Source organism: Cupriavidus sp. GW823-FHT06D04, from assembly GCF_058795055.1.
Genome location: NZ_JBXAHL010000082.1, coordinates 1 through 10,543, shown reverse-complemented (window position 1 = coordinate 10,543; position 10,543 = coordinate 1). Strand labels below are relative to the sequence as shown.

Genomic DNA, 10,543 nt, shown 5'->3' with positions numbered 1-10,543 from the left:
CATGATGTCTCCCCTGTGAGCCAAGCACGACACGCTGATTTTAAGCATCGGTTTGTCCTGTCTCATAGGATCTTGGTATGCCCGATCAGCGCCGGGTGACTCAGGCTGCGGTGCGCACGGCACCAATCGACAGTCCCCCGTCGACAACCAGCATCTGGCCGTTGACGTAGGATGATTCGGTGCTAATGAGGAAGAGCGCGGCATTGGCGACTTCCCAGCCTGTGCCTTGGCGGCCATAGGGCAGGGGGCGGGCTGCGCGCGACGGGCGGGCGCGGGAGGCGTCGCGTCCCATCGGCGTGTCGATGAGCCCTGGTGCCAGCACGTTGGCACGCAGTCCTGTGCCTTGCCCGGCAAAGGCGACGGCGCGACCGAGTGCCGTCAGCCCGGCTTTGGACGATTCATAGGCCGGCAGGCCGCTCAGAGGCGAAATCGCAGCAGTGGAGGCGACGAAGACAACCGCGCTGCCCGGTGGCATGACCGCCGCAGCTTCCTGCGCGCAGAACATTGGCGCCCGCAGGTTCAGGTCTTGTACGCGATCCCAGTCGGCAGGATTCTCGCTGCCAAAGCGGTTCTGGGCGCCGATGCCGACATTGACGACGAGCCCGTCCAAGCCATCCATAGCGGATGCTGCTTCGCGCACCATTCTGGATATCTGGAGAGGGTCTGATACGTCTGCTTGGACGACGAAGCCCCGACCCTCTTCGCGGGCGATCCAGTCAACCGTGCCCTGGGCGGCGTCGGCATCGATGTCGGCACAAGTCACTACTGCGCCCTCGCGCGCAAACAGCACCGACATGGCGCGCCCATTTCCGACGGAAGGTACTAGATCCACAGTCTGGCGCTGGCCGGCGCCGACCACCAGGATGCGCCGACCGGCAAGGCGCCCCTCACGCCGGAGAGTGCCCAGTGCGGGCGCGAAGAGTTGTTGATCAGGACGCGGTTGCAGGGTATCAGTCACGGGGGATCTCCAGATGTTCAAGCGGCGGGTTTTCAATATCGACTTCCAGGTTTTCCAGCAGGCGCGACACCAACATGTAGTAGCCGATGGTCACGAGCAGTTCCATGGTCTGCTGATCTCCAAGTGCCTTCGCTACGCCTGCATAAAGGTCATCAGGTGCCTTAACGTCCCGCACCACGGCATCGGTGAATGCGACCACCAACGCCTCGCGCGAATCGAAAGCTTCGGTTGAGCCAGTGCTGAGGACAGCCTCGATCTTTGCGTGGGGCAAATCGGCGGCACGCGCCACCCGGCGATGCTGATGGATTTCGTAGGTGGCCTTGCATAGTGCGCCCACCCTGAGGATGGCCAGTTCGCGCAGTGTTGCCGGGAGCGCCCCTTTCATGAGAATGGCGCGCCCCAGCGCCAGAAAGCCGATAGCGGTCTCGGGTGCGTTGGGGAGAATGCGGTACAGGTTGAGCGGCGGACGGCCGCGTACCAGCTCGCCGAGGGGGCCGGTGACTTCGTTGACGTCAAAATATGGCATGCGAGCCATGGAGTCTCCTCTGGCCGCGTTGGCGCGGCTCGTGGGTGGTGGATAAAGCGGAAAACTTCTGGGTATCAGGGCAGCACGTTGCGCTTGTCCTGGCGGAGTACCAGGTCCCACATGAGCGCAGCGGTGGGATGCTCGCGCTCCTCCAGAACGTGGGCGACCAGGCCGGCGCAGCGTCCAATCAGTGCGAGGCCGCGGCCAAACAGGGGATCAAGCCCCATGTCGGCCAGGATGGCGCCGATGGCACCGGCGGCATTGAGCGGGAGCTTCTGCTTTCTATTCCCATCAGCGCCCGGCTCGCCTGATGCCTCTGCAAGTGCGAGGGCCAAACGGCAGTGCCGGCCGAAGCATCCGTTGGCGCTGGCGGTATCGAACAACGCCGGCACGCGCGGATCGCCGTCGGCGTGGATCGGATGGCCCAGGCCGGGTAGGGCGCGCCCGGCCCGTCGCGCAATCGCCACGACCCGGCGTGCGGTCTCGTGCAATACGGGCCCTTGTGCGTCCGGGTCCAGATCAGCAGCTTCTCGCAAGAGGAGTTCGGCGGTGTTTTGCACCGTGCCGAGAAAGCGTTCCCCTGCGCCAAGCAGGCCAGCGGCCACGGCGCCCTGCAGTGACTCAGGAGCGCCAAGCCAGGTCATGCGCGTGCTGATGGCACTGGGTGTCAGCCCATGGTCGACCGCTGTGACGAGTAGCGTGTCGATCATGCGCGCCTCAGCCTTGTCCGGCAGCCTGCCGAGCGCGACCAGGCACAGCATCTGCACAAAATCGAGCTTGCCGATCACGTCGCGCGCGAGATCGCGGCCACGCACCGAAATACGGTCGGGCGTGGTGGTGCCGATCTCAGTGCGGATGCTCCCGCGAGCGGTACTCATGCGGACAATCCCACGGTAATGCCGCCGCAAACATGCAAGACCTGCCCGGTCACGAAGGATGCCCGCGCATCCAGGAAGAACTCCACGGCGTGGACGATGTCGTCGGCCGTGCCCAGCCGTCTCACGGGAACGCCGGCGACGATACGCTGCGTCAACGCCTGCTGTGCCGGATTGGCCGCGCCGAACGCCGCAGTGGCGATCGGCCCCGGTGCGACCGCATTCACGGTAATGCCGTCCGCGCCTAGTTCGAGCGCCCACGTCCGGGTCATCGCGTTGAGGGCGCCCTTGGTCGCGGCGTAGGCAGTGCGCATTTCCTTGCCCAGCGCCGCACGGCTGGAGATATTGACAATGCGGCCCTGCCGCGCCGCGCGCATGGCGGGCAACACCGCCTGGGCGCATTGCAGGGCGGCGCGGGCGTTAACCAGCATCTGGTTGTCGAAGTCGTCCAACGCCGTATCGTCGATGTTGGCGGCACGCAGCGTGGCCACATTGTTGACGAGTGCGCCGAACGCATGCTTGCCGCAGGCATGGCGCAGGACTGCAGCAAGCTCAGTCTCACTGGCCATGTCTGCATCGTAGAACTCCACGATGTCCGGCTGGGGCGGCACGACGCGGTCGACGCTCACGACATGGCAGCCGCGTCTGGCCAGGGTCTGGCACAAGGCCCAGCCGATACCGCCGGAGCCTCCGGTGACAAGTACAGATTCAGGAATCATGATGCCAGCGTCTCCTTGGGGAAATTGGCCTTGCAGTCCGGACTCGTCAGCTGATCCCGGAGGGCCTGTTTTGAAACCTTGCCGTTTGCGGTCACAGGCAGGTTGTCGAGAAAGTGGATTTGTTTGGGCGTCTGGACGGGGCCGAGCCGGGCCCTGACAATGGCCCTGAGCGTGTCGGACGATACGTCAGTGCCTGGCCTGAGCTGGACGGCGGCATGTACGGCTTCACCCCAGCGCGGATCGTCGACGCCGAAGACCGCGCACCGGCAGACGGCCGGGTGCTCGCCCAAGGCATTCTCGACGTCAGTCGGGTAGACGTTAAAGCCGCCGCTGATGACCATGTCTCGCAGTCGGTCCTTCAGGTAGAGAAATCCTTCCGGGTCCAGGTATCCGCCATCGCCGGTATGCAGCCAGCCGTCAACGATGGTCTCGGCGGTCTTTTCAGGCTGTCGCCAGTAGCCACTCATCAACAGGTCGCCGCGAACGACGATTTCTCCGGCTTCTCCCGGCGGCAGCAAGCGGCCGTCCGGGGCCATGATTCCAATCTCGGTCAGAGGGCTGGCACGGCCGACCGATCCGTGGCGCACTGGGTTGCGCAGGTCGGCCGCAGGCATGTAGGCAATGACCGCGGGCGCTTCGGTCTGTCCAAACGATGTCTCGAGGGTGCCGAAGACCTCGATGGCCTGGGCGATGCGGTCTGCCCGCATTGGCGCGGCGGCATAGACCAGATGCCGCAGGTGCGACCAGTCCCGCTCGGCAACACCGGATTCATCGAGCAAGTCATAGATCAGCGTGGGCGGCATGAAGGTCGCGGTGATGCGGCCGCTTTCGAGTTGGTCCAGGACTGACTTCGGCTTGGTCGAACTCGCCAGGACAATGGTGCCACCGCAGGCAAACACGGGAAGAAGGAAGGTCGACGTGCCGTGCGTGATCGACGCCACCGCGAGATAGCGTTCGTCGTCCCGCAATTGCATCGCTGTCAGGATCGATACGACCGTGGCATTCCAGGCGCGCAAGGATTGCATGACGCCTTTGGGGGCGCCCGTCGTACCACCAGTGAACTTGATGGCCTGGATTTCGGACAGGTCCCTCGACTGGCGGCGCGGGACACGCCCTTGCCCTGCCGCCAGCAGGCGCTCCACACTGTCCGGTTCATGGGAGTGGGTACCGCAAACAAGGCGCCGTGTGCCGGCCGGGACCGCGTAGCAAGCCTGCTCACGGTGTGCTTCATCGAACACGAGAATCGACGGCGTCGTGAACTCGATGATCCTGACAAGTTCCGGGCCGGCGCTGCGCGGATTGAGCGGCACCCAGGTCTTGCCTGCCGCCAGGGTTGCCATTAAGGCGATCACGTGCGGGACGCTGTTACCAGAACAGATAGCCACCCGTGAACCAGGCACGGGATCGATGTCCTGGAAGGCGGCGGCCAGCGCGGACACCTGCCGGGCCAGTTCGCCGTAGGTCACTGAGACATCGTCTGCTTCCAGGGCAATACGTTGGGGGCACGCGCTTGCGGTTCTCAGAAGGAAGTCAATCGGCTGCATAAGTACTCCGGTTTGAAGGATCGGCCGACACGACTGCCGCATGAAACGGGGTGAGGGGTCTCATTCCGGCCGCGCTCCCGACACTTTGACGATTCGGGCCCATCTGGCCATCTCGTCGTCCACGAAGCGAGCGAACTCCGTGGGGCTCATGGCCTGCGTGTCAGCGCCCATTTCGACAAAGCGCTTTCGCAGCGTGTCGCTGGTCACGGCTTTCCTCACTGCGTCATTCAGGCGACCTATGACCTCAGGCGGTGTGTTCGCCGGCACGAAGAGGCCGCTCCAGTTGCTGACGGTGTAGCCCGGGACACCGGCTTCCGCGAGGGTAGGCACATCGGGCAACGCGGGTAAGCGACGCGCCGAAGTGACTGCAAGGGGCCGTACCAGTCCCTTGGCGATCAGGGGAAGCGAAGACGGCACGTTGTCAAACATCAGCTGGACGCGGCCGCCCATCAGGTCCGTCAGCGCCGCGGACGCGCCGCGGTAGGGCACGTGTGTAAAGCGCGTGCCGGTCATCGCCTGGAACAGTTCGCCGGACATATGAATGCTGCTGCCGTTGCCCGACGAGCCCATCATCAACTGGCCGGGCCGGCTTTTTGCCAGCGCAACCAGCTCCTTGACCGTGCGGGCCGGCACGTCGGGATGGACCACGAGGACGTTGGCGCCGGACGAGACCAATGCCACGGGCTGGAAGTCCTTGCGGGGTGAGTACGGCAGGTTGCCGTACAGGCTGGGATTGATGCCGTGCGTGCCGATGGTGCCGAGCAGCACTGTGTAGCCGTCGGCTGCCGCATTGGCGACGGCTCCGGCTGCGATATTGCCGCCGGCCCCGGCACGGTTGTCCACCACAAAGGGCTGGCCAAGCGTTTGCGTCAGTTGCTGGGCCAGCAGGCGGCCGAACACGTCAGCGGTACCGCCGGGCGGGAAGGGGACGACGAGTCGGACCGGTCGGGACGGATAAGTTTGCGCCGGGGCCGGCGTGGCCAGCATTGAAATGGCGGCTGCAGCGAGCAAGCCTGACAGGAGTCGGTACAGCATGCAGGGTCTCCGGTGCGGGGCGCCTCTACGGGCATTTTTGTACAGAATTCGGAAAACGTTTTCCGTTCAGAAATGACAGAGAAAACGGCGTAGTGGTAAATTAACAGTCGGAAAAACTGGCGTCCAACTGTGGAACGTTTTCATTAGGGAAGACCATGACGCAACGCGTATCGGTGAGGGATGTGGCTGAGGCCGCGGGCGTTTCGATCGGCAGCGTTTCACGCGTGCTGAACGGGACGGGCTATGCGAGCGCAAAGTTGCGGGCGAGCGTACTGGCCGCAGTGGACGCACTCGGCTACGCCCCGAGCTTCGCCGCGCGGCATCTGCGTACTGGACGCAGCCGCACGGTGGGGTACCTGGTCTCAAATATCCGCAACCCGCTCTTGGCCGCGCACTTCAGCGAGGTGGAACGTCACATGCAGGCCGCCGGGTATTCGCTTGTGGTGGGAAATACGCTGGATCAGCCGCACCGGGATCGCGAACTGGTCTCGCTCTTCGAGACGCGTCGGCTGGAGGGAATCATTGCCGCACCCAGCGTGGAAAGTGAGTCGCCGGCGGATTTCCTGTTCAGTTCGTGCGAGTTGCCTGTTGTGATCCTGGACCGGGAAACGCCCATCCCGATGGACGTGGTCACGCTCGACCATCGCGCCGGCGTCCGGCAGTCGGTGGAGTACCTGGTCTCGCTGGGGCACCGTTGCATTGCGCTGTTTGGCCCCAGCGAGCACATCCGCCCTGGTCGCGAAAAGCTATTGGGATACCAGGAAGGGTTGGCAGCGGCCGGCATTGCCTATGACCCGGGCCTGGTCTTCATGTCGCGTTCCGCCGTGGATTCTTCACGCGTGCAGATGAGTGCCATGCTGGCGCTGGACCGACCGCCGACCGCCATCATCGCGCTTGGCACCCGCCTGCTTTCGGGCGCCGTCTATGCAGCGCGCAAGGCTGGTCTGGAAATCCCTCGCGATCTCTCGGTCATCGGAATCGGTACACCGGAGACCCTTGAGCTGATGTACCCACCGCTGACTACACTGCGCTTCAATATCGAAGCTGCTGCGGAAGCCGCTGCACGACTGATGCTCGACCGGCTTGAAGGCATCGCCGATGCGCCGCCACGAAATGTCAGTGTGCCGTTGGATCTTGTGCTAGGAGAGTCCTGTACTCCACGAAAATGACGCCCCTGCGCGGCAGCCGATCGTGAAAATTGCATGAGCGATGCCGAGAAGCACGGGATGGCCTGCCAGCCTGCAATCGGCCGACGGCACGCATTGGTGACCGAGAGACTAGGGCAGGGCAGAAAAATCGAAATGGGCGGCCGCATACACGGCGTTGCACGCCCAGACTTCTTCCCCGTCTTTGTAGAAGGTCGCCCACTTGCCGTCACTGACGCAGTGGGCGCCGGGGAAGACCTCATCGTGACCGTTGCTATCGTCCAGCGGGAAGGGGTCGTGGGGCACGGCCCAGGAGTGGCCGCTCGGTAAGGCTTCGATCGATTTCCGCGTCATACTTTTCAGCACCGCCATGCGGTGTCACGTAACGTACAAACCCTGCCGCCCCGGCAAAACGGATCGTGTCAATCCTGCAAAGGCGTGACATCGTCGCGAGACAGCTCGTGTAGGCTCGCAGCCCATTGCCTCTTGCTTATCCAGTGTAATTTCGCCATGGCGCCTCGCGTGAGTCGTTGCCATACGAATGACTCTTCCCGGCTCTTCTACACCATACACGGGAGCAACACGGTTGCCGTCCTGTCGGAATTCGCTGGCGCGGCGGACAGCACGGAGCGGGCCGTACCGGCTGCGACTCCATTGTCGACCAGGCTATCCCTTGATGTCGCGCGGATCGTTGCCAAAGGAGTTTCGCTCCCGGATCTGGCCGTCGCGACCGTGAATGAACAGCTCGACCTTCTTCTGCTTGGCTCTCTCCGTGCCCGCGGCGATCGCTTCGGCCTGGGTATCGAATGTTTCGCGGGCGTGGCCACCTTCCGTCTCAACGGCCCAGCGATTGTCGGCTGGAACCACATGGATGTCTTGTCCAGTCATGACTGTCTCCTGAAGTTATGGTGCCAGTCTGTGCCGGGCAAAAGGGCGCCGGTATCAGGCGCCGTCCGACAATATTTCCCTGCGCCGAGTGGAGCAAACGATACGCGCAATTCGGCCTAGGGTTACGGGCACAAAAAAAACGCCCGCACATCGGCGGGCGACGGGTTAGACATCGCAAGAGGTCAACTCACGACGCGGGCGATTCTCGCTGAAATGTATAGACATTCATATCCCTCAATTTGGGGGAGGGTCTAAAGCTTCTGCTCGGTATGCCGACCCGAAGTAGTGCGTGTACCTACCATGCTGCGCGCACTTCTTTTCGATGAACAGCCGGACGGTACCGGCGTGTCCGGCCTCGACTATCACCTGGTGGTGGTCTGCCGACTCGCGCGTGGCGCGCCCTGAGTGCCCAGCGCGGCGGCGATGTACTGCCCGTGAAGGGTGCCGAGGATGCCGTTCTCCGAGTGCACCAGGCTCTCCCCATTGGTTTCTGCCGGAAGGTGGCACCGGGCCGCCAGTTTGCTGTTGCCCATGGTTCAGATCTCCGTGCGGTTCAGCGCAAGGTGAAGCGGACCGTGGTCGCATCCACTGCAGCCCATGGGCCTACGGCCAGGCGAATCAACTGGCCGTCCTCCCAGTAGGACAGGAAGTCGGGCCGCCACTTCAATGCGCGCAACTGTCTTGCTTCCAAGCCGGTCACGACGAGGCCGCCAGCCGTGGCCGCGATCGCCTCGCACGGCAACCGCAGCGCCTCGCTGTCCTCGCCGAAATAGTGGGCTTCGAGAAAGATGGTCGTGCTCGCGGCCATGTGGACGTTCAGTTGACGCGTTTCCAGGCGTCCTGGATCGCGCTGAAGGTGATCGGCACCACTTCGCTGCCCGAGAAGTCGGCAGGCGTGTCGTCCTTCGGGTAGCTCAGAAACGGCGAGGCCTTCAGCATGCGAAGCAGGTTCGGCGCGTGCTTTCCCGATTGGCCCACCTCGTGCATGACCTCAGTCTCGATTTGATGAATGAGCTTCCAGGTCAGGATGCCAGCGGCTCGGTGCTTGGCAACAATGGCTGGCGTGGCCTGGACGATGGCAGATTCGGCGGCTTGGATTGAGTCCATGGTTTGGTGAGAACTGTATGGATATACAGTATAGAGAGACTTCCGACCTCAGCGCCAGCGGAAATCAGCGCACCCTGTTTGCGGCTGGCGTGAACAGCATCGGAGTGGCCCGCCATCTTGGGACTTAGGTTGATTTGGTTGACATGGTTGCAAAACCGGCCTACATTCAAACCATAGTTAGCCAATCAGGGGCTTCCCGTGGCGAAAGCAACACATACCCATTCAAGAGAGTCGGACGTGGTCTTCCTGGATCCGGAGAGCGAAATCGCACTCCGAAGCGCCGTGGGCGCGGCCTCGATGTTCAGTCAGAAGGCAACTCGGCAGCTGTTGGATCTGCCCGATGCCGCGCTCGGCCGGCTTTTGAAAAACGGACTCGCGCAGGTGTCTGACCTTGGGGTTCAAGTCCATATTGGACGCACCCGTCCTACGGTGGACATCAAGGCGTTCGAGGCTAGTGCGGCGCATTCCCGCGAAGCGTTGATCGAATCGGGAGAGATCGTCTCGTCCGACCAATTGATCAACGCCTTGGGGCTGACGCGCCAAGCTCTCAGCAAGGCGGTGCTCGCCAAGCGTATGTTCACGGTGAATGTGGGTACGAAAGTCTTTTACCCAGCGTTCTATGCCAGGTCAGATATCGACCGCAAGAAGGTAGAAGAAATCACCAAACTGTTGGGGGACTTGCCGGGTTGGACAAAGTGGCAATTTTTCACGACCGCAAAGGGCTCGCTCGACAAAGCCACGCCCCTGGAGGCACTCGAACAAGGCAAGTTCGAAGCGGTCAAGAAAGCCGCCGCGGCTTTTGCCGAGCGCTGAGGAGCCATTTTGACGATTAGTGCCCCGGGCGGTAATTTTGACTTGTTTGGACTCCACATTGAAAAAGTCTCACCGACAGAGCTGATTCGTATCTCGCGCCATAATTCTAATGAGCCATACTTCGGCAAGTCCGGCGGCAACCGATTTGACGATCCGCAAAGGCGCTATGGCACTAGCTATTTCGGCTTCACGTTACCCTGCGCTTTCGCCGAGACGGTCCTTCACGATGAAGTCGCCGGCCCAACTGGTTTTCAGCTGACAGCGGCCCAACTCGATCGGTATGTGCTGACCTTCCAAGGCGAGCTGTTGAATCTGGCTGCGCTGTATGGGCCGCATTTGAAGAACCTTGGGGGTAACGCGGCAGTCTCCAGCATGACGCCCTACGACATCCCGCAACAATGGTCGCGTGCGCTGCATGACCATCCGGCGCACGTGGACGGCTTCTTGTATATGTCCAACCACCTGAACGACCAGAAGGCGCTGGTTGTCTTTGAACGCGCCAAAGAAAAGCTGGCAGTTAGCAACGCGATTCAATTTGATTGCCACCCTCAAGCGCCTAAGGTGTTCGAGATCTTTCGCTTGTTTCCCATTTGAACGTGACTCGCTCGGAAGCGGCGTCGGTTTGCATCAATTTGTTTCCACTAGTCGTGCGCCGGCAAGCCAGCCAGATCAAAGGGTCACGATGACAGTTTTGCCTCAAGACTATCGAGGGGATTTGGCTGCGCAAGGCCGATCACGTCCGCGATCATGTCTGGCGGATGAACTAGCCGAATCACAACGGAGGCTACGCGTTTGGCTCCAGGAACATTGTTATGCACCATAACAATTTAACATAATCTTTGTTATGCGAACCAGCGGTGTAGCGGCAAAGCAGTAATGTCCGGTTCTAGCAAAGCAGAAATGTCCGCCTGAGGCGCTCTTCGTGGTATTTAG

14 protein-coding genes are annotated in these 10,543 nt (G+C 62.1%); 3 read left to right on the top strand and 11 right to left on the bottom strand.

What is annotated here, in order from left to right; all coding sequences use genetic code 11:
- Window positions 1-100: 100 nt before the first annotated feature.
- The 6 genes from AC1Q7H_RS39310 to AC1Q7H_RS39285 form a co-directional block, all read right to left on the bottom strand.
- Window positions 101-958, bottom strand: coding sequence for an SDR family NAD(P)-dependent oxidoreductase (locus AC1Q7H_RS39310; protein ID WP_492382490.1), 858 nt, complete (start codon window positions 956-958; stop codon window positions 101-103).
- Complete coding sequence (locus tag AC1Q7H_RS39305; RefSeq protein ID WP_492382489.1) at window positions 951-1,484, bottom strand: carboxymuconolactone decarboxylase family protein; 534 nt, start codon at window positions 1,482-1,484, stop codon at window positions 951-953. The genes AC1Q7H_RS39310 and AC1Q7H_RS39305 overlap by 8 nt, the downstream gene beginning before the upstream one ends.
- 74 nt (window positions 1,485-1,558) lie before the next feature.
- Window positions 1,559-2,362 carry a citryl-CoA lyase gene (locus AC1Q7H_RS39300; protein WP_492382488.1) on the bottom strand — a complete coding sequence of 268 codons (804 nt, stop codon included), beginning with the start codon at window positions 2,360-2,362 and terminating at the stop codon, window positions 1,559-1,561.
- Window positions 2,359-3,078, bottom strand: a complete 720-nt coding sequence (locus AC1Q7H_RS39295; protein ID WP_153956280.1) for an SDR family oxidoreductase — start codon at window positions 3,076-3,078, stop codon at window positions 2,359-2,361. Before AC1Q7H_RS39295 ends, AC1Q7H_RS39300 begins: the two co-directional genes overlap by 4 nt.
- On the bottom strand, window positions 3,075-4,622 hold the full coding sequence (locus AC1Q7H_RS39290; RefSeq protein WP_492382487.1) for a class I adenylate-forming enzyme family protein: 1,548 nt from the start codon (window positions 4,620-4,622) through the stop codon (window positions 3,075-3,077). Before AC1Q7H_RS39290 ends, AC1Q7H_RS39295 begins: the two co-directional genes overlap by 4 nt.
- A gap of 60 nt (window positions 4,623-4,682) precedes the next feature.
- Complete coding sequence (locus tag AC1Q7H_RS39285; protein WP_153956282.1) at window positions 4,683-5,657, bottom strand: Bug family tripartite tricarboxylate transporter substrate binding protein; 975 nt, start codon at window positions 5,655-5,657, stop codon at window positions 4,683-4,685.
- A 155-nt stretch (window positions 5,658-5,812) separates the two neighbouring features.
- Here AC1Q7H_RS39285 and AC1Q7H_RS39280 point away from each other — a divergent pair, with 155 nt between their 5' ends.
- Window positions 5,813-6,826, top strand: coding sequence for a LacI family DNA-binding transcriptional regulator (locus tag AC1Q7H_RS39280; RefSeq protein WP_153956283.1), 1,014 nt, complete (start codon window positions 5,813-5,815; stop codon window positions 6,824-6,826).
- A gap of 108 nt (window positions 6,827-6,934) precedes the next feature.
- Here AC1Q7H_RS39280 and AC1Q7H_RS39275 read toward each other — a convergent pair whose 3' ends face one another.
- From AC1Q7H_RS39275 to AC1Q7H_RS39255, 5 genes are all read right to left on the bottom strand, one after another.
- Window positions 6,935-7,174, bottom strand: coding sequence for a hypothetical protein (locus AC1Q7H_RS39275; RefSeq protein WP_228772700.1), 240 nt, complete (start codon window positions 7,172-7,174; stop codon window positions 6,935-6,937).
- 294 nt (window positions 7,175-7,468) lie between these two features.
- Complete coding sequence (locus AC1Q7H_RS39270) at window positions 7,469-7,690, bottom strand: DUF2188 domain-containing protein (protein ID WP_042876469.1); 222 nt, start codon at window positions 7,688-7,690, stop codon at window positions 7,469-7,471.
- Between the two features lie 362 nt (window positions 7,691-8,052).
- Window positions 8,053-8,223 (bottom strand): hypothetical protein, encoded by a 171-nt coding sequence (locus tag AC1Q7H_RS39265; RefSeq protein WP_492382486.1) that lies wholly within the window; start codon window positions 8,221-8,223, stop codon window positions 8,053-8,055.
- Between the two features lie 20 nt (window positions 8,224-8,243).
- The gene (locus tag AC1Q7H_RS39260; RefSeq protein WP_051974639.1) at window positions 8,244-8,498 is read right to left on the bottom strand and encodes a hypothetical protein; all 255 of its coding nucleotides are present in this window, start codon (window positions 8,496-8,498) and stop codon (window positions 8,244-8,246) included.
- An 8-nt stretch (window positions 8,499-8,506) separates the two neighbouring features.
- Window positions 8,507-8,797 (bottom strand): DUF2471 family protein, encoded by a 291-nt coding sequence (locus tag AC1Q7H_RS39255; RefSeq protein WP_042876472.1) that lies wholly within the window; start codon window positions 8,795-8,797, stop codon window positions 8,507-8,509.
- A 237-nt stretch (window positions 8,798-9,034) separates the two neighbouring features.
- Between AC1Q7H_RS39255 and AC1Q7H_RS39250 the strand changes: the two genes are divergently transcribed.
- Both AC1Q7H_RS39250 and AC1Q7H_RS39245 read left to right on the top strand, forming a co-directional pair.
- On the top strand, window positions 9,035-9,610 hold the full coding sequence (locus AC1Q7H_RS39250) for a hypothetical protein (protein WP_042876474.1): 576 nt from the start codon (window positions 9,035-9,037) through the stop codon (window positions 9,608-9,610).
- Between the two features lie 9 nt (window positions 9,611-9,619).
- The gene (locus AC1Q7H_RS39245; RefSeq protein ID WP_153956982.1) at window positions 9,620-10,204 is read left to right on the top strand and encodes an RES family NAD+ phosphorylase; all 585 of its coding nucleotides are present in this window, start codon (window positions 9,620-9,622) and stop codon (window positions 10,202-10,204) included.
- The last annotated feature ends 339 nt before the right edge of the window (window positions 10,205-10,543 follow it).

Excerpts from the sequence above, each read along its gene's own strand:
- AC1Q7H_RS39305 (WP_492382489.1), bottom strand. The coding sequence starts at position 1,484 with ATGCCATATTTTGACGTCAACGAAGTCACCGGCCCCCTCGGCGAGCTG.
- AC1Q7H_RS39300 (WP_492382488.1), bottom strand. The coding sequence starts at position 2,362 with ATGAGTACCGCTCGCGGGAGCATCCGCACTGAGATCGGCACCACCACG.
- AC1Q7H_RS39295 (WP_153956280.1), bottom strand. The coding sequence starts at position 3,078 with ATGATTCCTGAATCTGTACTTGTCACCGGAGGCTCCGGCGGTATCGGC.
- AC1Q7H_RS39290 (WP_492382487.1), bottom strand. The coding sequence starts at position 4,622 with ATGCAGCCGATTGACTTCCTTCTGAGAACCGCAAGCGCGTGCCCCCAA.
- AC1Q7H_RS39285 (WP_153956282.1), bottom strand. The coding sequence starts at position 5,657 with ATGCTGTACCGACTCCTGTCAGGCTTGCTCGCTGCAGCCGCCATTTCA.
- AC1Q7H_RS39280 (WP_153956283.1), top strand. The coding sequence starts at position 5,813 with ATGACGCAACGCGTATCGGTGAGGGATGTGGCTGAGGCCGCGGGCGTT.
- AC1Q7H_RS39275 (WP_228772700.1), bottom strand. The coding sequence starts at position 7,174 with ATGGCGGTGCTGAAAAGTATGACGCGGAAATCGATCGAAGCCTTACCG.
- AC1Q7H_RS39270 (WP_042876469.1), bottom strand. The coding sequence starts at position 7,690 with ATGACTGGACAAGACATCCATGTGGTTCCAGCCGACAATCGCTGGGCC.
- AC1Q7H_RS39265 (WP_492382486.1), bottom strand. The coding sequence starts at position 8,223 with ATGGGCAACAGCAAACTGGCGGCCCGGTGCCACCTTCCGGCAGAAACC.
- AC1Q7H_RS39260 (WP_051974639.1), bottom strand. The coding sequence starts at position 8,498 with ATGGCCGCGAGCACGACCATCTTTCTCGAAGCCCACTATTTCGGCGAG.
- AC1Q7H_RS39255 (WP_042876472.1), bottom strand. The coding sequence starts at position 8,797 with ATGGACTCAATCCAAGCCGCCGAATCTGCCATCGTCCAGGCCACGCCA.